This is a genomic window from Streptomyces griseoruber, from assembly GCF_001514205.1.
Taxonomy (GTDB): domain Bacteria; phylum Actinomycetota; class Actinomycetes; order Streptomycetales; family Streptomycetaceae; genus Streptomyces; species Streptomyces griseoruber.
Map to the genome: position 1 here is coordinate 646,033 of NZ_KQ948766.1, position 19,353 is coordinate 665,385.

A 19,353-nucleotide genomic window follows, 5' to 3' on the forward strand; every position below is an offset into this window, starting at 1 on the left:
ACCCTGTCCGCGGGTCCGCACAGCGGACGGGCTCATCCCTCGGCGATCTCCCGCACCTCACAGGTGACGGTCCAGAACTCCTCGTGCACCTTCAGGAACCGGGTGGCCCACTCGATGGCCTCGGCGCGGTCCTTGCACTGCATGATCGCGTACCCGCCGACGACCTCCTTGGCCTCGGTGAACGGCCCGTCGGTGACGGAGATCCGCCCGCACTCCCAGTGCACCCGGGTGCCCTGCGCGGACGGCAGCAGCCCGGCGGTGTCGAGCATGACGCCGGCCTTGGTGACCTCCTCGATCAGCTCGCCCATCCGCTGCATCAGCTCGGGGCTGGGGCCCTCGGCGGGGGCGGAGTTCTCGTCGATCTTCACGAGCGACAGATAACGGGGCATGGTGACTCCTCGTGGCTCCCGGCGACCGGGTCCTTCCCGGCCTCTCACCCCTGCGTCGAACGGGGGACGGCCGGATCGACACCCCTCCCGATTTTTTTCCGAGGTGGTCTCCGGCGCCACTGGAACGGCTGCCGGCGGCTACTTCAGGGACTTCCACAGCTTGCTCGCCGCCGGCTCCTCGGCGACCACCCGGTTGGGGTCGGAGGCGGCGGTGACCACCGGCATGGTGACCGTCCTGACCTCGTCGGCGGTCAGGCCCTGGAGGCTCTGGCCGAGTTCCGTCAGTGCGGAGAGGGAGTTCAGGCCGGTGTCGGTGGTGAGGCTGCCGGTGATCGCGTCGGCGACCTCGTACAGCTCGGTGGGGCTGGTCAGCAGGTCCGTGGCGGCGATCTGCTCCAGCAGGGCCTTCACCAGCTTCTGCTGGAGGCCTATGCGGCCGAGGTCGCTGCCGTCGCCTATGCCGTGCCGGGTGCGGGCGAGGGCGAGGGCCTGCTTGCCGTTCAGGTGGTGGGTGCCGGCCTCCAGGTGCAGGTGGCTGTCGTCGTCGTCGATGTCCTCGTCGGTGGTGACGGTGACCCCGCCGAGCGCGTTCACCAGCTTCGCGAAGCCGGAGAAGTCGACCTCGATGTAGTGGTCCATACGGACGTCGGTGATCGACTCGACGGTCTTCACCGCGCAGACCGGGCCGCCCAGCGAGTAGGCGGAGTTGAACATCACGCCGTACGCCACCGCCGACGTGCCGCCCGAGGGCAGCGGGCAGGACGGGCGGGTGACGAGGGTGTCGCGCGGGATGCTGACCACGGTCGCGCCGGTGCGGCCCGCGTCGATGTGCACGACCATCGCCGTGTCGGAGCGGGCCCCGGAGCTGTCGCCGCCGCCCAGTTCCTGGTTCTCCTTGCCGCTGCGCGAGTCCGAGCCCAGGACGAGGATGTTCACCGCCTCGGTGGGCAGCGGGGAGGCGGACGCCGAGGCGGACGCGGTCGGGGTGGCGGCCGACTTCGCCGGGCGGTTCTCGCCGAGCGCCTGGTCGATGTCGACGCTTCTGATGTTGTCGTTGAGGTGCCAGTAGGCCCAGCCCGCCGTCCCGATGCCCAGCACCAGGGCGGTGGCCAGGGTGAGGCCGGCGGCCCTCAGCACTGTGGACCGCCGGCCCGCTCTTCTGCCGTCTTCGCCGTGCTCCTCGTGTCGCGTCACGGGGAGGAAGGTAGGTGCGGATTATTAGCGAACTGTTAGGACGGCGGGCCCGACCGGGATTTCTCGTGAAAATCTCACGATTCTCAGCCCGGCGTCACTCAGCCCAGCGTCACCGTCGGCACGGGATTGCTCCCGCTCCAGCTCGCGTTGAACCCGAAGCTCACCGAACCCCCGTCCGGCACCGTCCCGTTGTACGAGGCGTTCGCACAGGACACGGCCGCCCCCGACTGGGTGCAGGTGGCGTTCCAGGCCTGGGTGATCTGCTGCCCGGCGCCGTACGTCCAGGTCACCTTCCAGGACGACAGCGAGGCACCCGAGCAGGAGATCGTCACGTTCCCGGTGAACCCGGTGTTCCACTGACTGCCCACGCTGTACGACGCCGTGCACGCGCCGGTCGGCGGGGGCGTGCTCGTCCCGCCGAGCGCCTCCGCGATGCCGTAGTACGCCGGTTTCGGCGCGTAGTTCGCGTCGTACGGCGTCGCCGCGCCCTGCCCCGGGAAGGTGCTCTCCACCCAGGAGTCGGAGTCGGTGAAGCCCCAGACGGTGAGGTTCACACAGCGCGCGACCGCCACGCAGGCGGCGGTGACCGCCTTGTAGTCGGCCTTCTGCTGGGCGAGTTTGGTGCTGTCGGAGGGCAGGGTCATCCGGATGTCCAGCTCGGTGATCGCCACGTCCACACCGAGGTCGGCGAAGCGCTGGATGTTCTGCTGGAGCGTCGAGGGGACCTGCCCGAGGATGAGGTGGGCCTGGAGCCCGACCCCGTCGATCGGGACGCCCCGGTCCTTCAGCGACTTGACCAGGTTGTACAGGGCGGTCGACTTCGCGTTCACACCCTCCACGTTGTAGTCGTTGATGTAGAGCTTCGCGGCCGGGTCGGCGGCCCGCGCCCAGGTCAGGGCGTTCGCGATGTAGTCGGCGCCGAGGCCGTTGTACCAGAGGGTCGAACGGTAGGTGCCGTCCTCGTTGAAGGGCTCGTTGACGACGTCCCAGGCGGCGATCTTCCCCTGGTACCGGCCGACCTCGGTGTTGATGTGGTTCTGCAGGAGCGTGCCGAGCTGGGCGGAGGTCCAGCTGCCGTTCGTCAGCCAGCTCGGGTTCTGGCTGTGCCAGACCAGGGTGTGGCCGCGCACCTGCTGGTTGTGCGCCTGTGCGAAGGCCACGATCTGGTCGGCCTCGGTCCAGTTGAAGGAGCCCTGGGCCGGCTCCACCGAACCCCACTTCATGGCGTTGCCGGGGGTCAGCGAGGAGAACTGCGCCCCGGCGATGTCGCCGTAGGTGCCGGTCAGCTTGGAGCCGGTGACCGCCGTGCCGATGACCTTGCCCTTGGCGGTGCCGAGGTCGCGCAGGGGCGGGTCGGCGGCGTGGGCGGCCGGGGCGGCGAGCAGCAGTGCGAAGCCCGCCACGAGGGATGTCAGGGACAGGCCTGTTCTCAGAGATCTCATGCGGGTGCCTCCGAAAGTTTCGGCCGTGCAACCGATTGACTTCGGAGGAGTGTGGAGGCGCCCACCACACCCGTCAATACGTCAGCTTCCGGCCACGCGGGGCTTAGAACGCACCGGGAGGCGCCCCGGTGCTCGTCCGCACCACCAGACTCGTCGCCAGCTCCACCCGGGTCGCGGCCGGTGTCTCCTCCGTCGTGGACCGCCCCAGCTCCAGCACCAGCCGGGCGGCCGCCTCCGCCATCTCGGTCAGCGGCTGCCGTACGGTCGTCAGCGGCGGCCCCACCCAGCGCGCCACCGGCAGATCGTCGAAGCCGACCACGCTGACGTCCTCCGGGATCCGCAGCCCCAGCTCACGGGCGGCCTCGTAGACACCGAGGGCCTGGAGGTCGTTGCCGGCGAAGACGGCGGTGGGCCGGTCGGGGCGGTCCAGCAGCTCACGGCCGAGCCGGTAGCCGGTCTCGTGGTGGAAGTCGCCGGTCTTGACCAGGCCCGGCTCGACCGGCAGCCCGGCGGTCTCCAGGGCCGCCCGGTAGCCGTCGATCCGGGCCCGGCTGCACATCATCTGCGGGGGCCCGCTGATCGCCCCGATCCGCCGGTGCCCCAGCTCCACCAGATGCCGGGTGGCGGCAAGACCGCCCTGCCAGTTGGTGGCCCCGATCGACGGCACGTCCGCCCCCGGGTCGCCCGCCGGGTCCATCACCACGAACGGGATGGTGCGGCTGGTCAGCAGCGCCCGCTGGGACTCGTCCAGGCCCGACAGCACCAGCACCACCCCGTGCGGGCGGCGGGCGGCGACCTGGTCGGCCCAGGTCCGTCCGGGGGTGAGCCGGCCGGCGCTCTCGCTCAGCACCACGCTCAGCCCGGCGTCCCGCGCCACGTTCTCCACGCCCCGGATGACCTCCATCGCCCAGGCGCTCTCCAGCTCGTGGAAGACCAGGTCGATCAGGGGCGAACGGGTCGCCTCGGCCCGCCGTCGCCGGTAGCCGTGGGCGCGCAGCAGCTCCTCGACACGGGTGCGGGTCGCGGGGGCGACGTCGGCACGGCCGTTGAGGACCTTCGAAACAGTCGGGGCCGAGACACCGGCCTCGCGGGCGATCTCCGCGAGCGTGGCGGTCTGCGGGCGCGTTTCAGCGGGCTCGGAGCGTGTCATGGCGGCGATCGTATCCCCGCGCGGCCTCTTGACTAACCCCTCTCAGCGCCATAGGTTCCCGGAACATTCGAAGTGTGTTACGAAACATTCGAATCCTTCGGGACAGGATCCCCCGGGACAGGAGTTTCATGACCACCGCCCCCTGGCGTGACCGCGCTCTGCCCGCCGCCGCCCGAGTCGACGACCTGCTCTCCCGGATGACCCTGGAGGAGAGGACCGCCCAGCTGTACGGCGTGTGGGTCGGCGCCGCGACGGACGGCGGGGGAGTCGCCCCGCACCAGCACGACATGACCGCCGACTACGAGTGGGACGACCTGATCACCCGGGGGCTCGGCCAGCTCACCCGCCCCTTCGGCACCGCCCCCGTCGACCCGGCGACCGGCGCCCGCGCCCTGGCCGCCGCCCAGCGCCGGATCGCCGCGGCGGGCCGCTTCGGCATCCCGGCCCTCGCCCACGAGGAGTGCCTGGCCGGGTTCACCGCCTGGCGGGCCACCGCCTACCCGGTCCCGCTGGCCTGGGGCGCCGCCTTCGACCCGCCGCTGGTCGAGGAGATGGGCGCCGCGATCGGCCGCGATCTGCGCGCGGTCGGCGTCCACCAAGGCCTGGCCCCCGTCCTGGACGTGGTCCGCGACCCGCGCTGGGGACGGGTCGAGGAGACGATCGGCGAGGACCCGTACCTGGTCGCCACCGTCGGCACGGCCTACGTCCGGGGCCTGGAGTCCGCCGGGGTCGTCGCCACCCTCAAGCACTTCGCCGGGTACGCCTCCTCCGCCGGCGCCCGCAATCTGGCCCCGGTGCGGGCGGGCACCCGCGAGTTCGCGGACGTGACCCTCCCGCCGTTCGAGATGGCGCTCCGCGAGGGCGGCGCCCGCTCGGTGATGGCCGCCTACACCGAACGCGACGGCGTCCCCGCCTCCGCCGACCCGGAGCTGCTGACCCGCCTCCTGCGCGAGGAGTGGGGCTTCACCGGCACGGTCGTCGCCGACTACTTCGGCATCGGCTTCCTCCAGACCCTGCACCGGGTCGCGGGCACCCCCGCCGAGACGGCGCACCTCGCGCTGGAGGCCGGCATCGATGTCGAGCTGCCCACGGTGAAACACTACGGCGAGGCGCTGGTCGCGGCGGTCCGGGCGGGCGAGATCCCCGAGGAACTGGTCGACCGGGCGGCCCGCCGGGTCCTGCTCCAGAAGTGCGAACTGGGCCTGCTGGACGAGGACTGGCAGCCGCAGCACCCGGAGTCCGTGGACCTCGACCCGGCCGCGAACCGCGCGCTGGCCCGCCGGCTGGCCGAGGAGTCGGTGGTCCTGCTCGACAACCCCGACGGACTGCTCCCCCTCGCCCCCGACACCCGGATCGCGGTGGTCGGCCCGCGGGCGGCGGACGCCCTGGCGATGCTCGGCTGCTACTCCTTCCCCTCCCATGTCCTCCCCCACCACCCCGGGGTGGAGCCCGGCATCGAGATCCCCACCCTGCTGGAGTCCCTGCGCACCGAACTCCCCGACGCCAAGGTGACGTTCACCGAGGGCTGCCCGGTCTCCGACCCCGACCCCTCCGGCTTCACCGAGGCCATCGCGCGCGCCTCCGAGGCGGACGTGTGCGTGGCGGTGCTCGGCGACCGGGCGGGCCTGTTCGGCCGGGGCACCTCCGGCGAGGGCTGCGACGTGGCCGACCTGACCCTGCCCGGCGTCCAGAGCGAACTGCTGGACGCGCTGGTCGCGACGGGCGTCCCCGTCGTCCTGGTCCTGCTCACCGGCCGCCCCTACGCGCTCGGCCGCTGGCACGGGCGGCTGGGCGCGGTCGTCCAGGCCTTCTTCCCGGGGGAGGAGGGCGGCCCGGCGGTGACCGGCGTGCTGTCGGGCCGCCTCAACCCCTCCGGCCGCCTCCCGGTCAGCGTGCCGCGCGTGCCCGGCGGCCAGCCCTGGACCTACCTCCAGCCGCCGCTTGGCCTGGCGGGCGAGGTCAGCAGCCTGGACCCGACCCCGCTGTACGCCTTCGGCCACGGCCGCTCGTACACCTCCTTCACCTGGGAGGACTTCACCGGCGGCGGCCCGGAGACGGAGATCGGCACGGACGGCTCGTACGACCTGTCCGTCACCGTCCGCAACACCGGCCCCCGGCCGGGCACCGAGGTCGTCCAGCTGTATCTGCACGACCCGGTGGCGAGCGTGACCCGCCCCGACGTCCGGCTGATCGGCTACCAGCGGCTCGACCTCGCCGACGGCGAGTCCGCCCGGGTCACCTTCCGCTTCCACACCGACCTGTCCGCCTTCACCGACCGCGCGGGACGCCGGGTCGTCGAACCGGGCGAGCTGGAGCTGCGGCTGGGCACGTCCAGCGCGCTGGTGCGGGAGACGGCCCGGCTGCGGCTGACGGGTCCGGTGCGCGAGGTGGGGGCGGACCGGCGGCTGCGGTGCGGGACGGAGGTCGTACGGAACTGAGGTGCGCCCGGTGGGTGCCCATGTGTCAGAATCCGCCGACCTCCTGCAACCAGGCGCGCGACGGGAACCGCCCCCATGGACACCCCCATACCGGAACCGCCCCCGCGGCACACCGCAGCCCGGCAGTGGCTGCTCGCCGCCGCCCTGCTGACCGTCGGGCTGCTCCCCACGGCCGTCGTCGGCGCGGGCCTGCTCACCGTCTGCCTGCTCTGGGGCCCGGACTGGGCGCCGCTCGCCCCGCTGCTGCTGTTCTGGTTCGGCATCACCGGCGCCGTCGCCCGGGACCGCGGCCCGCTGCCCGGCCGGGCCGTGCACCCCGGCGACGAACCCGAACTGGCCGCGCTCGTCCGGGACGTGGCCGACCGCCTCGGCTTCCGCGCCCCCCTCCTGGTCCGGATCGTCCCGGTCGTCCAGGCCTCCCTGGGCACGGCCCGGGTCTCCGGGGTGCGCACCCACGTCCTCTTCCTGGGCCTGCCCCTGCTGCGCACCCTCACGGAGGCCGAACTCGCCTCCGTCGTCGCCCATGAGCTGGCTCACCACCGCCATGTGAACAGCCGCCGCGCCACCCTCCTGCGGTACGCCCGCTCCCGCCTCGCCGACCGCCTGGACGCCCCCTTCCGCCCCCTCGCACCCCTGGCCGCACCCCTCCTGCGCGCCTCCCAGCCCGACTTCTGGCAGGCGGAGACGGCCGCCGACACCGACGCGGCGCGGATCGCCGGCACCGACGCCACGGCGGCGGCCCTGCGGCGGACCGTCCGGCTGCACGCCGTCTTCGAGGGCCTCGGCGAACCCTGGCTGTCCGACCTCGCCGAACGGGACGCCTGGCCCGAGGACTTCTACGACGCCCTCGAGACCGCCCTCGCCGACCCGCACGTGGCCCACCGCGCCGCCCTCGCCGCCGCCGACGAGGACACGATCGACCCGTACGCGGCGGCCGACCACCCGCCCGAGCCGGTCCGCCTGGCCGCACTGCCCGCGCTCCCGGGCACGGGAACGTACGGCGGCTCACCGGTCCCCCTGCGCAACGCGGCGGAGATCACCCGCTGGTGCGTCCACCGTCTCGCCCTCCAGGACGGCGAGGACGAGAACGACGTCGAGGCGGTACGGCTGCTCGACCTGCCCGCCGACGAACTGCGCGGCCTCGACGACGACTCGCCCACGGCCCGGCTGTTCAAGGCGACCGGGCACGACACCCCGGAGGCGGCGGTCACCGCGGCCCTGGACACGCTCGCCGACGGCACCTGGCGAGGGCTGGCCCGCCGGCTGGAGCCCGGCCTGCGCCGGGTCCCCCGCGCCGTACGCGCCCACGTGGCCCGCACGGTCTGGACCGCGGCGGTGGCCTCGGCGCTGGCCGAAGTCCTGGAGACCTCCGGCTGGACCGCGGCCACGCGCTGGACGGACACGGTCCTGACCTCCCCGGACAGGCGCACGGTGGACCTGCGCGAACTGCTCGCCGAGGCCGTGACGGCCACGGACCCGACCGCCCCCCGCGCCCTGCTGCCGAGCACCGAGGAGACGCCCGCATGAGAACCCCCCTGCGCGCGGCCCTCCTCGGCATCGCCGTCACCCTGGCCGGCTACGCCCTGTTCGCCGGCTGGCTCGGCCTCCACGCCGACGGCTACCTGGACGCCCGCGACCGGGCCACGGCCCGTACGACCGGCGTGGTCGTCGAGGACGGCATCGGCGACGACCTGGACATCCGTGTCCGCTGGACCGACGGCACGGGCCGCACCCACGTCCAGCGCTTCGGCGTCTACGACACCGACCGCTACGCCGAGGGCAAGGACTTCCGGGTCGCCTACGACCCCACCGCCGGCGACCCCCGGGGCTTCCCGGCCGACCCGGACGAGACGGCCGAGGAGGACGACCTGATCGTCCCGGTCTTCCTGGGCGCCGCCGTGGCCCTGCCGCTGACCCTCGTCTGGCTCTGGCGGGGCCTGCGCTTCCGGCTGGCCGCCCGCCGGCCCGGCCGCCCGATGACGGCCCGGGTGCGCACCGGCACCCGTCGGGCGGCCTGGCGCGCGTCGAGGGCGACCTGGCTGGAACTGACGGGCCCCGAGGGCCGTACCCACTGGCAACGGGTCATGTGGCACCCCGCCCTGCACGAGGCGCCGGCCGAGCTCCCGGTCACGGTGCACGGCACCGGCCGCCGCACCGTCACGGCCCTCCCCGACGGCACCCGTCTGGTCTCCCTGGGCCGGCCGCGCGACCACCCCCCGGCCGGCGCGGTCCTCGACGACGACGTCCTGCGCACCGACCTCCGCGACGCCTTCGTCCTCCCGCCCGGCACCACGGCCGCTCCCCCCTGGCGCGAGGCGGCCGCCTCCACCGGCCTGGGCACCCTCCTCGGCCTCACCCTGGGCCTGGTCATGACGGGCCCGACCCTGACCGGCACCCTGGCCTTCGTCCTGTCCTGCGCGACCCTGACCACCTCGGTGTGGCTCCTGTCGGCGCCGCAGCCGTGAGGCCCGTCAGCCGTCCGTCCGCTCGGCCCCCGTGGCGAAGAAGCGCCGCACGTACTCGCCCGGCGGCAGGGTGCTCTCGCGCATGAGGGAGAAGACCTCCGTGCCCTCGCCGGGGGCCGTACCGAGGGTGTGGACCTCGGCGAAACGGACGTACTCCACGCCGTCGAGGCCCGCGCAGTACGCGCCCGCCTCGGCCTCCGCGCGGGCGACGGCCTCGTCGGGGGAGCCGGCGGTCCACAGGGTGAGGCGCTCCTCGTAGACGCCGAGGGGGCCGTGGCGGAAGACGCAGCGGACGGCGTACCAGGACCGCTCGACCGACGCGAAGCGCCAGCGGTGGACCGGGCGGGTCACCAGGCCGGGTGCCGGATCGGGGAGTTCGGGGAGTGCGGCGTCGTACTCCGCGTCCCACCAGGTGATGACGAGGACCCGGTCCTGGGGGGCGCGGAAGGTCTCGCGGCGCAGGGGGGGTTCCGCGAGGGACTGCGCGTCGGCCCAGGTGAGCAGGTCGGCACCCCGGCCCTGCGCCGCCCGGGCCTCCCACATCAGCGCGACCGTCATGAGTAGAGGTTCTCCCCGCCGGCCTCGTGCACATGGTCGTGGTCGTGGCCGGGGTCGCGGCCGGGGACATGAGGGTCCGTCACCGGGAGCGAGGAGTCCGCCGACAGGTCCCAGCTCGACGCCGCGCGGCCCCGGGCGACCATCTCCGCGCCGAGGGCGGCGACCATCGCGCCGTTGTCCGTGCACAGCTTGGGGCGGGGCACCCGCAGCCGGATGCCCGCCTTCTCGCAGCGCTCCTGGGCCAGGACCCGCAGCCGCGAGTTGGCGGCGACCCCGCCGCCGATCATGAGGTGGTCGACGCCCTCGTCCTTGCAGGCCCGTACGGCCTTGCGGGTCAGGACGTCCACGACCGCCTCCTGGAAGGAGGCCGCCACGTCCCGCACCGGCACCTCCTCGCCGGCCGCCCGCCGGGCCTCGATCCAGCGGGCGACGGCCGTCTTCAGCCCGGAGAAGGAGAAGTCGTACGCCGGATCGCGCGGCCCGGTCAGACCGCGCGGGAAGGCGATGGCCGCCGGGTCGCCCTCACGGGCGTAGCGGTCGATGACCGGCCCGCCGGGGAAGCCCAGGTTCAGCACGCGCGCGATCTTGTCGAAGGCCTCGCCCGCCGCGTCGTCGATGGTGGCGCCCATCGGGCGGACGTCGGAGGTGATGTCGGAGGACAGCAGCAGCGAGGAGTGGCCGCCGGAGACCAGCAGCGCCATCGTCGGCTCGGGCAGCGGGCCGTGCTCCAGCTGGTCGACGCAGATGTGCGAGGCGAGGTGGTTGACGCCGTAGAGGGGCTTGCCGAGGGCGTAGGCGTACGTCTTCGCCGCCGAGACGCCGACCAGCAGCGCGCCGGCCAGGCCGGGTCCGGCGGTGACGGCGATGCCGTCGAGGTCCTTCGCGCCGACGCCCGCCTCCTTCAGCGCCCGGTCGATGGTGGGGACCATCGCCTCCAGGTGGGCGCGGGAGGCCACCTCGGGGACGACCCCGCCGAAGCGGGCGTGCTCGTCGACGCTGGAGGCGACGGCGTCCGCCAGCAGGGTGGTGCCCCGGACGATGCCGACGCCGGTCTCGTCGCAGGAGGTCTCGATGCCGAGGACGAGGGGTTCGTCAGCCATGGGTGTCGGTTCCTTGGGTGTCTTCTTGGCGTAGGGACGCCGCCGGGTCGGTCAGGCGCATGACCAGGGCGTCCACGTTGCCGGGCTGGTAGTAGCCGCGCCGGAAGCCGATCGCCTCGAAGCCGAAGCGTTCGTAGAGCTTCTGCGCCCGGACGTTGTCGACCCGGCACTCCAGCATCACCTCGGCGCAGTCGAAGGCGGTCGCCGCCCTCAGCAGCTCGGTGAGCAGCCGGCTGCCGAGGCCGGTGCCCCACTGGTCGCGGGCGACGGCGATCGTCTGGATGTCGGCGCCCGCGGCGGAGTCGCTGTCGGACGCCGTCCCGGCGGAGGCGAGCCCGGCGTACCCGACGACCCGGCCGTCCTGTTCGGCGACGAGATAGCGGCGGGTGGCCTCGGCCCCCCGGGAGTGCGCCAGCTCGGACCAGAACATGCCCCGGGACCAGGCGTCCTCGGGGAAGAGGTCCTTCTCCAGTTCCAGCACGGGATCGATGTCCCACCAGCGCATCTCGCGCAGGCTCGGGGTCACAGAGTCGGTCACTTGGGGGTGACCACCTTGTAGTTCTTGGGGACCTGGGCGTCCGGCCGGCGCAGATACAGCGGGCGCGGCGCGGGCAGTTCCTCGCCCGCCGCCAGCCGCTCGGCGGCCAGGGAGGCCAGGGCCGCGGCCGAGACGTGCTCGGGCTCGTGCGCGTTCGGGAAGGTGTCGGGGTACAGCAGCGCGCCCGCGCCGACCGCGGGCAGCCCCGCGACCTGGCCGGCGATGTCGGCGGGCCGGTCCACGGCGGGTTCCGTGACGCGGGTGCGGGAGTCGTCGTAGCGCGCCCAGTAGACCTCCTTGCGCCGGGCGTCGGTCGCCACGACGAAGGGTCCCGAGAGGTCGGAGGCGTAGGCGAGGCCGTCGAGGGTGCACAGCCCGTGCACCGGGACGCCGAGCGCGAGCCCGAAGGTGTCGGCGGTCATCAGCCCGACGCGCAGCCCGGTGTAGGGGCCGGGGCCGACCCCGACGACGACCGCCGTGACGGCGTCCAGGGCGCGCCCCGCCTCGGTGAGCAGTCGGTCGACGGCCGGCAGCAGCAGCTCGCCGTGCCGGCGGGCGTCCACCTGACTGGAGGAGGCGATGACGTCCGTGCCGTCGTGGAGCGCGACGGTGACGGCGGGGGTGGCGGTATCCAGAGCGAGCAAGAGCACGCAAACAGCCTACGGCTCCCGGGCGCGTGTGTCGGATGTCCGGGCGGAGCCGGTGGTGGCTGCTACGGTCGCCGGGAAACACGACATACAACAATTTTTCCGTTTACAGCTTGTGATGCAACGACGATGAGGTGGTCGCCGGTGGCAGTCAGCAGCTCGACCCTCGTCGCCGGGCTCACGGCGGCGGCCGTGGCGACGGTCGGGTTCCTCGCCTACCAGGCCTCCGCGCACGTGCCCCCGGGACTGGGCAAGTCCCCCGCCCCGGCCCCCTCCGCCGCCGTCGGCAAGGCGCCGCGCGACCGGGCGCACCCCACCGCGCTGCCCGGGGACTCGGGCACGGGCCGGCGGGTCGTGTACTCGCTGGACGACGACCGCGTGTGGCTGGTCGGCATGGCGGGCAACGTCGAGCGCACGTTCCGGGTCACCGCGGGCCGGGTCGACCCGCTGCCCGGCGGCTACACGGTGACCTCCCGCTCGGGCGCGGTCACCGGCACCGACGGGATCCCGGTGGAGCACGTCGTCCGGTTCACCTCGGTGGACGGTGTGGTCATCGGCTTCAGCGCGGCGGTGAGGGCCTCCGCCCCGGCGCCGGACGCGACGGTGCGCACGGGCGGGATCCGGCAGACCCGGGCGGACGGGGACGCGATGTGGGACTTCGCGACGATCGGGCAGCGGGTCGTCGTGATCCGGTGACCTGGCGTGAAGGTTTCCGACAAGCGGTCGGCAAAATGTTGCGTACGGCGTCTTGCGCGTGGTCACATGGTATCCCAGTGCTAGTTAGGTGTACCTAACCAGCCCCCCGTCTCCGGGAGGTCCCATGCCGGCCGACGAGCCCCAGACCACCGAGGTCCAGCCGCCACGGCCGTTCACGCTCGCCGGGGTGTCCATGCGCGAACTGCTCTCCTCGTGCGCCGCGGCCGAGGCCGTCTCGACACCCCCGCGCCTGCCCGACCCGGCCATCAGGAGAAGGCCCGCCGAGCACCCCCGGGCGGCCTAGGGCGAGTGTCAACAACGCTCGTGATCGATACACCTGGCCGCCTCAGGCGGCCAGCACGCTCAGATCGGCGGCGGCCCAGCGTTCGCCGAGACCGGTGACGGTCACGTGGCGCACCTCGTCCGTGGTGTCGCCGACGGCCCGGTGGATGCGGACCTGGAGCCGGTCGTCGGTCAGTTCCTCGACCTTCCCCTCGCCCCACTCCACGACGATCACGGACTCGGGCAGGGACACGTCGAGGTCGAGGTCCTCCATCTCGTCGAGCCCGCCGCCGAGGCGGTAGGCGTCGACGTGGACGAGCGGCGGCCCGTCCCCGAGGGAGGGGTGGACGCGGGCGATCACGAAGGTCGGCGAGGTCACGGCCCCGCGCACCCCGAGCCCCTCCCCCAGCCCCCGGGTGAGGGTCGTCTTGCCCGCGCCGAGCTCCCCGCTGAGCATCGCGAGGTCGCCGGCCCGCAGCAGCTTGGCCAGGCGGCGGCCCAACTCCCTCATCTGCTCGGGGGAGGTGACGGTCAGCTCGATCTCAGCCGGGTTGTGCGGTGCCGCTGGTGCTTCCATAGCCACCCACGGTAGCTCCTGCCGGGACGGCACCCGCGCGGGTGAGGAGGTCGGCGAGGCGGTCGGTGACCACTTCCGGGTGTTCCAGCATCACGAGGTGCCCGGCGTCCGGGACCAGCACGAGCTCGGCCTCGGGCAGCAGATCGGCGATCGCCTCGCTGTGCTCGCTGGGCGTGACGAGGTCCCCGATGCCGGCCAGCACGAGCACCGGCATGCCGGCGAACAGCCCGAGCGCCTCGGTCTTGTCGTGGTCCGTGAACGCCGGATAGAACTCGGCGACGACATCGATCGGCGTCCCCTCGATCATCCGCTCGGCGAACCGGGCGACGGCCGGATCGACGTCCTTCGAGGCGAACGAGTACCGCTTGATGATCCCCGCGAACAGATCGGCGGTGGCCCGCCGCCCCTTCTCCACCAGCGCGGCCTGCTGCCCGAGCGCCTTGAGCACCCCCGGGAGCACCCGCCGTACGGCGTTGACGCCGGCGACCGGCAGCCCGAAGTTGACCTCGCCGAGCCGCCCGGAGGAGGTCCCCACGAAGGCGGTGGCGACCACCCGCTCCCGCAGGAACTCCGGATACTGCGCGGCCAGCGCCATGACGGTCATCCCGCCCATGGAGTGCCCGACGAGCACGATCGGCCCCTCGGGCACGGCCGCGTCGATCACGGCCTTCAGATCGCGCCCGAGCTGGTCGATGGTGAGCGGTACGTCGTCCCGGAGCTGGGCCGCCCCGCGCGCGGACCGCCCGTGGCTGCGCTGGTCCCAGTGCACGGTCCGTACGACACCCCGCAGCGCCGCCCGCTGGAAGTGCCAGGAGTCCTGGGTGAGGCAGTAGCCGTGGCTGAAGACGACGGTGACCGGAAGGGGCGCCTTGCGCCCGAACAGCCGGCGCCGCCGCCCCGCGGGCCCGCCCTGCGGCTCGACGTCGTCGACCTCGTAGTACAGCTCGGTGCCGTCGTCGGCGATCGCCTTGCCGGGGGTGCCGCGCAGCCCGCCGTACGGCCCCGCCGAGTCCAGGGCGAGCCGGGCCTTGGCCCGCATCCCGCGCCCCACGGTCATCCGCTCGATGGCGACGCCGGCCGCGGCGCCCGCGGCGATCACGCCTATCGCGGCGCCGGCGATACCGGTCGCCCGGCGCCAGCCCCCGGCCGCCCCCGTGGCGGAGACGACGGCGACGGCCGCCGAGGCGGCGTCCGTCACCGCCTCCGCACTGCTCTCGCTCACGTACCGCTCCTCCTGTCCACCAGGTGCTTGTCCACGACGTGCCCCGCAGCCGGGTCACGGCCGCCGAAGAAGTGTCCTACCCGCGGGTTGCCCGCTTCGTCACTCGTTCACATAGACGCGGGGAACGCGTGCTCCGATGCGCGTGACGATTTCGTACCCGATGGTTCCGGCCGCCTGCGCCCAGTCCTCCGCGGTGGGCTCGCCGCGATCGCCCGGACCGAACAGCACGGCCTGCGCCCCGGCGCCCGGCTCGTCCCCGCCGAGGTCGACCACGAACTGGTCCATCGCGATCCGCCCGGCGACCGTGCGCCACTTGCCGGCCACCAGCACGGGGCCGGTCCCGGAGGCGTGCCGGGGGATCCCGTCGGCGTACCCCAGCGGCACCAGCCCGAGGGTGGTCGCGCCGGGGGTCATGTAGTGGTGCCCGTAACTGACGCCGTGCCCGCCGGGCACCTGCTTGACCAGCGCCAGCGAGGCGGCCAGCGTCATCACCGGTCGGAGCCCGAGGTCGGCGGCGGAGCCGAGCTGCGGGCTGGGCGACAGGCCGTACATCGCGACACCCGGCCGGACCAGGTCGAAGTGGCTCTCGGGGACGGTGAGCGTGGCCGGCGAGTTGGCGATGTGCCGCACCTCCGGCCGCACCCCCCGCGCCTCGGCGTACGCGACCATCTCCCGGAACAGACCGAGCTGGGCGGCGACGGACGGATGCCCGGGCTCGTCGGCGCAGGCGAAGTGCGACCACAGCCCGGTGATCCGCAGCAGCCCGCCCTCCTCGGCCTCCAGCGCGGCGGCGACGAGCCGGTCCCAGTCCTCGCCCGGCTGACATCCGTTCCGGCCGAGCCCGGTGTCGGCCTTGAGCTGCACGCGCGCGGGCCTGCGCGCGGCGTGCGCGGCGAGCATGACCTCCTCCAGGGCCCACAACCCGCTCACGGACACGTCGAGATCGGCCTCGACGGCCTCCCGCCAGGGCCCTCCGGGTGTCCAGAGCCAGCACATGATCCTGACGTCGGCCGGCAACGCCCCGGACCCGCGCAGGGCGAGCGCCTCCTCGGGCGTGGCGGTCCCCACCCACCCGGCGCCCGCCTGCACGGCGGCGCGGGCACAGGCGAGGGCGCCGTGCCCGTACCCGTCGGCCTTGACCACCGCCATGAACGCGGCCCCCGGCGCCTTGGCGCGCAGGGTCCGCACATTGGCCCGCAGCGCGCCCAGATCTATCTCGGCACGGGCGCGCGGCGGGGCGGAAGGGGGCATGGCGTTCTCACTCATCGCCGCCCAGTGTCTCAGAGGCCCCGCGGAGCGCTTGAGTGCCGGGCCGCAGCGCCCCTTCGCCTTTCAGCGCCGTACGTCCCGCCAGGCCCTCGGAATCGCGTCCGCCACGTCGTGGGCCCCCACCGGCGCGCCCTGCGCCGCGAGCCTCCCCGCGAGCCCGTGCAGATACGCCGCCGCACTGCCCGCGTCCACCGCCGACAGCCCCGCCGCCAGCAACGACCCGGCGAGCCCCGACAGCACGTCCCCGCTCCCGGCGGTGGCCAGCCAGGGCGTCCCGGTCGCGTTCACCCGCACAGGTCCCCCGTCCGGGGCCGCGGGGTCCGTGACCAGGGTGGTCGACCCCTTCAGCAGCACGGTCGCCGCGTACCGCCCCGCCAGCTCCCGCACGGCGGCGAGCCGGGCCCCCTCGACCTCCTCGCGGGTCACCCCCAGCAGCGCGGCGGCCTCTCCCGCGTGCGGGGTCATCAGGGTCGGCGCGCTCCGCCCCCGTACCGCCTCCCGCTCCGCGAGCCGCAGCCCGTCCGCGTCCAGCAGCACCGGCACCTCGGCCTCCAGCACCTCGGCCACGGTCGCGGCGTCGTCCCCGGCCCCCGGCCCGACCACCCACGCCTGCACCCGCCCCGCCTTCTCGGGCCCCCGGTCCGACACCAGCGTCTCGGGGAACCGCGCGAGCACGGCCTGCCCGGCGGGCCCGACGTACCGTACGGCTCCCGCCCCGCCCCGCAGCGCCCCCGCGACGGCCAGCACGGCGGCACCGGGGTAGCGCGCGGATCCGGCGGCGATCCCCACCACGCCCCGCCGGTACTTGTCGCTCTCGCCCCCGGGTTCGGGCAGCAGCGCGGCGACGTCGGCGTGCTGGAGCGCCTCCAGTTCGGCCCGGTCCGGCAGTACGTCCCCGAGCCCGATGTCGACGAGGCGCACCACGCCGGCGCGCTCCCGCGCGGGATCGATCAGCAGCGCCGGCTTGTGCGTCCCGAACGTCACCGTCACATCGGCCCGTACGGCGGCCCCCCGCACCTCCCCGCTGTCGGCCTCCACCCCGCTGGGCAGATCGACGGCGACGACGACGGCCCCCGACCGCTCGACGGCCGCGACCAGCGCCGCCGCGTCCGGCCGCAGCCCGCCCTTCCCCCCGATCCCGACGATCCCGTCCACGACGAGGTCCGCCCGCCGGACGACCTCCTCGGCCCCGTCCACCCCCACCACGGCACCGCCCGCCCGCCGCAGCGCGGCGAGCCCCCCGCCGTGCACCCGTTCGGGCGCCAGCAGCACCGCGCTCACCCCGGCGCCCCGCCGGGCCAGCCGCGCTCCCGCGTACAGGGCGTCACCCCCGTTGTCCCCGCTGCCCACGAGCAGCACGACCCGCCGTCCGTACACCCGCCCCAGCGTCTCGGCGCAGGCGGCGGCGAGCCCGGCGGCGGCCCGCTGCATCAGCGCCCCTTCGGGCAGCCGCCCCATCAGCTCCCGCTCAGCACTCCGAACCGTGTCCACAGAGAAGGCAGTACGCATGCCGCAAGTCTCACACCGGGCCCGGCTCGGCGGTGTCGTCCGGGGCGGTTCCGGCTTTCGCGTAGAGGATGTCGCGGGCCTGCTCCGCGGCGCGGACCATGCTCTCGCCGACGAAGTCGACGAAGCGGGCGATGTTCTCCAGCCGGACGGCGGCCGGGGTGTCGGGGCCGAGGATGCCGACGCCCTGGCGTGCGGTCTCGGCGAGCTGGGCGTGGGACCGGGCGGCGGCGATCATCCCCTGGTACCAGACGTCGGTGTCGACGACGTAGCGCTCACGGCGGCCTTCACCGCGTTCCCGGCGGATGAGGCCCATGTTCTCCAGGAGCGCGACCGTCTTGGAGACGGACGCCGGGCTGACCTGGAGGCGCTGGACGAGTTCGGAGGCGGTGAGGCTGCCCTCGTCGGTGGTGTAGATGCAGGCCAGCACCCCGGAGGCCATCCTGGGCAGGCCCTGCTGCATGAAGAGGGTGGTGAACGCCTCCTCGTACGCGCGCACGGCCTCGGCGTCGCGTCCATGGGGCAGCGCGGGCGTGTTCGCGCTGCGGGGCGCGGGCTGTCTGCGGCGGTGGGCACGGTGTTCGGTGGCCCGGTGGGCGAGGTCGGCGCGGTAGCCGGCGGGGCCGCCGTTGCGCATGACCTCGCGGGTGACGGTCGAGGTCGGGCGGTCCAGGCGTCTGGCGATCTCCGCGTAGGCGAGGCCGTCGGCCAGTCCCAGCGCGATCTGCTGGCGTTCCTGCTGGGTGAGTCTGCCTCCCGGCATCCCGGTCTCCTTCGTGGTCCGTGAGGGTCCCGAGCATAGCCTTCACTCTCCATTCATTGCAACGAGCAGAGCACAGGTCATTGCATTGAATTCAAAACCATTGCAACGATTTACAGGCTTTCACCTGCATCGATGCAGACTTCGCGCAACGAGTTCGTTGCCAGATTCATGAACGCAACGTAGCTTTTCCCTCATCGGAAACGACGAAGCCAAGGAGCGCACCATGCAGAAGTTCGACACCCCCGCCCCCGTCTCCGCGATCCTCGACATCCCCTCCGGACGCATCCAGTTCATCGCCGCCGACCGCGCCGACACCACCGTCGACGTCCGGCCCGCGGACACCTCCAAGAGCCGCGACGTGAAGGCGGCGGAGGAGATCGAGGTCGCCTACGCCGACGGTGTGCTGTGGGTCGAGGCCCCGGCGGCGAAGAACCGGATCCTCGGCAGCACCGGATCCGTCGAGGTGACCGTCCAGCTGCCCGCCGGCTCCCGCGTCGACGGCAAGTCCGCCGCCGCCGAACTCCGGGTGGTGGGACGCCTCGGCGACGTCGCCTTCGAGGGCGCCTACCGCAAGATCAAGATCGACGAGGCCGCGAGCATCCGCCTCACCGCGACCGACGGCGACATCGAGATCGGCCGGCTGGGCGGCCCCGCGGAGATCAGCACCGCACGGGGCGACATCCGGATCGCCGAGGCCGTACGCGGCTCGGTCGTCCTCAGCACCCAGTCCGGCGACATCTCGGTCACCGCGGCCGCCGGAGTCTCGGCGGTCCTGGACGCCGGCACCGGCTACGGCCGCGTCAGCAACGCCCTGAAGAACGACGGCACCGCCGCACTCGACATCCGCGCCACCACCTCCCACGGCGACATCACCGCCGCCTGCCACTGATCCGCAGTCACCGAGCACACAGGGGGCACCTCTCATGACCGACCTCGCCATCGCGGCGACCGGGCTGCGCAAGTCCTACGGCGACAAGACCGTCCTGGACGGCGTCGACCTGGCCGTCCCGTCAGGAACGATCTTCTCCCTGCTCGGCCCGAACGGGGCCGGCAAGACCACCGCCGTCAAGATCCTCTCCACCCTCGTCACCGCCGACGCCGGCGACCTCCGCGTCGG

General features: G+C 73.7%; 19 protein-coding genes and 1 pseudogene. 7 read left to right on the forward strand and 13 right to left on the reverse strand.

The window, feature by feature from the left end:
* Positions 1-32: 32 nt before the first annotated feature.
* The 4 genes from AQJ64_RS15140 to AQJ64_RS15155 form a co-directional block, all read right to left on the reverse strand.
* The gene (locus tag AQJ64_RS15140) at positions 33-389 is read right to left on the reverse strand and encodes a YciI family protein (protein WP_055636984.1); all 357 of its coding nucleotides are present in this window, start codon (positions 387-389) and stop codon (positions 33-35) included.
* Positions 390-527: 138 nt separating this feature from the next.
* A complete protein-coding gene (locus tag AQJ64_RS15145; protein WP_055636985.1) occupies positions 528-1,583 on the reverse strand; it encodes an LCP family protein in 1,056 nt (351 codons plus the stop codon).
* A 98-nt stretch (positions 1,584-1,681) separates the two neighbouring features.
* Positions 1,682-3,025 carry a glycoside hydrolase family 10 protein gene (locus AQJ64_RS15150; RefSeq protein ID WP_206189828.1) on the reverse strand — a complete coding sequence of 448 codons (1,344 nt, stop codon included), beginning with the start codon at positions 3,023-3,025 and terminating at the stop codon, positions 1,682-1,684.
* 103 nt (positions 3,026-3,128) lie between these two features.
* On the reverse strand, positions 3,129-4,175 hold the full coding sequence (locus AQJ64_RS15155) for a LacI family DNA-binding transcriptional regulator (protein WP_055636986.1): 1,047 nt from the start codon (positions 4,173-4,175) through the stop codon (positions 3,129-3,131).
* A 128-nt stretch (positions 4,176-4,303) separates the two neighbouring features.
* Between AQJ64_RS15155 and AQJ64_RS15160 the strand changes: the two genes are divergently transcribed.
* From AQJ64_RS15160 to AQJ64_RS15170, 3 genes are all read left to right on the forward strand, one after another.
* Complete coding sequence (locus AQJ64_RS15160) at positions 4,304-6,613, forward strand: beta-xylosidase/alpha-l-arabinosidase (RefSeq protein ID WP_055636987.1); 2,310 nt, start codon at positions 4,304-4,306, stop codon at positions 6,611-6,613.
* Between the two features lie 75 nt (positions 6,614-6,688).
* On the forward strand, positions 6,689-8,140 hold the full coding sequence (locus AQJ64_RS15165) for a M48 family metallopeptidase (protein WP_055636988.1): 1,452 nt from the start codon (positions 6,689-6,691) through the stop codon (positions 8,138-8,140).
* On the forward strand, positions 8,137-9,078 hold the full coding sequence (locus tag AQJ64_RS15170) for a hypothetical protein (protein ID WP_055636989.1): 942 nt from the start codon (positions 8,137-8,139) through the stop codon (positions 9,076-9,078). Before AQJ64_RS15165 ends, AQJ64_RS15170 begins: the two co-directional genes overlap by 4 nt.
* A gap of 312 nt (positions 9,079-9,390) precedes the next feature.
* Here AQJ64_RS15170 and AQJ64_RS50745 read toward each other — a convergent pair.
* The 4 genes and pseudogenes from AQJ64_RS50745 to tsaB all read right to left on the reverse strand — a co-directional run.
* A pseudogene (locus AQJ64_RS50745) lies at positions 9,391-9,636 on the reverse strand (hypothetical protein); the annotation flags it as partial.
* The gene (gene tsaD, locus AQJ64_RS15185; RefSeq protein WP_055636990.1) at positions 9,633-10,736 is read right to left on the reverse strand and encodes a tRNA (adenosine(37)-N6)-threonylcarbamoyltransferase complex transferase subunit TsaD; all 1,104 of its coding nucleotides are present in this window, start codon (positions 10,734-10,736) and stop codon (positions 9,633-9,635) included. The gene tsaD and the pseudogene AQJ64_RS50745, both read right to left, overlap by 4 nt.
* Entirely contained in the window at positions 10,729-11,274 is a 546-nt protein-coding gene (gene rimI, locus AQJ64_RS15190) for a ribosomal protein S18-alanine N-acetyltransferase (protein ID WP_055636991.1), read from the reverse strand. Before rimI ends, tsaD begins: the two co-directional genes overlap by 8 nt.
* On the reverse strand, positions 11,271-11,924 hold the full coding sequence (gene tsaB, locus AQJ64_RS15195) for a tRNA (adenosine(37)-N6)-threonylcarbamoyltransferase complex dimerization subunit type 1 TsaB (RefSeq protein ID WP_055636992.1): 654 nt from the start codon (positions 11,922-11,924) through the stop codon (positions 11,271-11,273). The genes rimI and tsaB overlap by 4 nt, the downstream gene beginning before the upstream one ends.
* A gap of 141 nt (positions 11,925-12,065) precedes the next feature.
* On the opposite strand from tsaB, the gene AQJ64_RS15200 reads away from it, so the two are divergent.
* Together AQJ64_RS15200 and AQJ64_RS15205 are read left to right on the forward strand one after the other, a co-directional pair.
* A complete protein-coding gene (locus tag AQJ64_RS15200) occupies positions 12,066-12,617 on the forward strand; it encodes a hypothetical protein (RefSeq protein WP_244902653.1) in 552 nt (183 codons plus the stop codon).
* 124 nt (positions 12,618-12,741) lie between these two features.
* Positions 12,742-12,921, forward strand: a complete 180-nt coding sequence (locus tag AQJ64_RS15205) for a hypothetical protein (RefSeq protein ID WP_055639202.1) — start codon at positions 12,742-12,744, stop codon at positions 12,919-12,921.
* Between the two features lie 42 nt (positions 12,922-12,963).
* On the opposite strand, the gene tsaE is transcribed toward AQJ64_RS15205, so the two are convergent.
* From tsaE to AQJ64_RS15230, 5 genes are all read right to left on the reverse strand, one after another.
* The gene (gene tsaE, locus AQJ64_RS15210) at positions 12,964-13,476 is read right to left on the reverse strand and encodes a tRNA (adenosine(37)-N6)-threonylcarbamoyltransferase complex ATPase subunit type 1 TsaE (RefSeq protein WP_059202697.1); all 513 of its coding nucleotides are present in this window, start codon (positions 13,474-13,476) and stop codon (positions 12,964-12,966) included.
* Positions 13,442-14,698: an alpha/beta fold hydrolase gene (locus AQJ64_RS15215; protein ID WP_059202698.1), complete on the reverse strand. Its 1,257-nt coding sequence runs from the start codon at positions 14,696-14,698 to the stop codon at positions 13,442-13,444. Before AQJ64_RS15215 ends, tsaE begins: the two co-directional genes overlap by 35 nt.
* 99 nt (positions 14,699-14,797) lie before the next feature.
* Complete coding sequence (gene alr / locus AQJ64_RS15220) at positions 14,798-15,964, reverse strand: alanine racemase (RefSeq protein WP_055639119.1); 1,167 nt, start codon at positions 15,962-15,964, stop codon at positions 14,798-14,800.
* Positions 15,965-16,030: 66 nt separating this feature from the next.
* A complete protein-coding gene (locus AQJ64_RS15225; protein WP_079061667.1) occupies positions 16,031-17,476 on the reverse strand; it encodes an NAD(P)H-hydrate dehydratase in 1,446 nt (481 codons plus the stop codon).
* Between the two features lie 10 nt (positions 17,477-17,486).
* Positions 17,487-18,236 carry a GbsR/MarR family transcriptional regulator gene (locus AQJ64_RS15230; RefSeq protein ID WP_059202700.1) on the reverse strand — a complete coding sequence of 250 codons (750 nt, stop codon included), beginning with the start codon at positions 18,234-18,236 and terminating at the stop codon, positions 17,487-17,489.
* A gap of 223 nt (positions 18,237-18,459) precedes the next feature.
* Between AQJ64_RS15230 and AQJ64_RS15235 the strand changes: the two genes are divergently transcribed.
* Both AQJ64_RS15235 and AQJ64_RS15240 read left to right on the forward strand, forming a co-directional pair.
* Positions 18,460-19,125: a DUF4097 family beta strand repeat-containing protein gene (locus AQJ64_RS15235; protein WP_059202701.1), complete on the forward strand. Its 666-nt coding sequence runs from the start codon at positions 18,460-18,462 to the stop codon at positions 19,123-19,125.
* A 34-nt stretch (positions 19,126-19,159) separates the two neighbouring features.
* Positions 19,160-19,353 (forward strand): ATP-binding cassette domain-containing protein (locus AQJ64_RS15240; RefSeq protein ID WP_159060288.1); only part of this gene is annotated, 194 nt, incomplete at its 3' end.

What these genes read in the sequence shown, in the direction of transcription:
- AQJ64_RS15140 (WP_055636984.1), bottom strand. Translation starts at nt 389, where the DNA reads ATGCCCCGTTATCTGTCGCTCGTGAAGATCGACGAGAACTCCGCCCCC.
- tsaE (WP_059202697.1), bottom strand. Translation starts at nt 13,476, where the DNA reads ATGGAAGCACCAGCGGCACCGCACAACCCGGCTGAGATCGAGCTGACC.
- AQJ64_RS15160 (WP_055636987.1), top strand. Translation starts at nt 4,304, where the DNA reads ATGACCACCGCCCCCTGGCGTGACCGCGCTCTGCCCGCCGCCGCCCGA.
- tsaD (WP_055636990.1), bottom strand. Translation starts at nt 10,736, where the DNA reads ATGGCTGACGAACCCCTCGTCCTCGGCATCGAGACCTCCTGCGACGAG.
- AQJ64_RS15230 (WP_059202700.1), bottom strand. Translation starts at nt 18,236, where the DNA reads ATGCCGGGAGGCAGACTCACCCAGCAGGAACGCCAGCAGATCGCGCTG.
- AQJ64_RS15235 (WP_059202701.1), top strand. Translation starts at nt 18,460, where the DNA reads ATGCAGAAGTTCGACACCCCCGCCCCCGTCTCCGCGATCCTCGACATC.
- AQJ64_RS15155 (WP_055636986.1), bottom strand. Translation starts at nt 4,175, where the DNA reads ATGACACGCTCCGAGCCCGCTGAAACGCGCCCGCAGACCGCCACGCTC.
- AQJ64_RS15165 (WP_055636988.1), top strand. Translation starts at nt 6,689, where the DNA reads ATGGACACCCCCATACCGGAACCGCCCCCGCGGCACACCGCAGCCCGG.
- AQJ64_RS15205 (WP_055639202.1), top strand. Translation starts at nt 12,742, where the DNA reads ATGCCGGCCGACGAGCCCCAGACCACCGAGGTCCAGCCGCCACGGCCG.
- AQJ64_RS15170 (WP_055636989.1), top strand. Translation starts at nt 8,137, where the DNA reads ATGAGAACCCCCCTGCGCGCGGCCCTCCTCGGCATCGCCGTCACCCTG.
- AQJ64_RS15150 (WP_206189828.1), bottom strand. Translation starts at nt 3,025, where the DNA reads ATGAGATCTCTGAGAACAGGCCTGTCCCTGACATCCCTCGTGGCGGGC.
- AQJ64_RS15225 (WP_079061667.1), bottom strand. Translation starts at nt 17,476, where the DNA reads ATGCGTACTGCCTTCTCTGTGGACACGGTTCGGAGTGCTGAGCGGGAG.
- alr (WP_055639119.1), bottom strand. Translation starts at nt 15,964, where the DNA reads ATGAGTGAGAACGCCATGCCCCCTTCCGCCCCGCCGCGCGCCCGTGCC.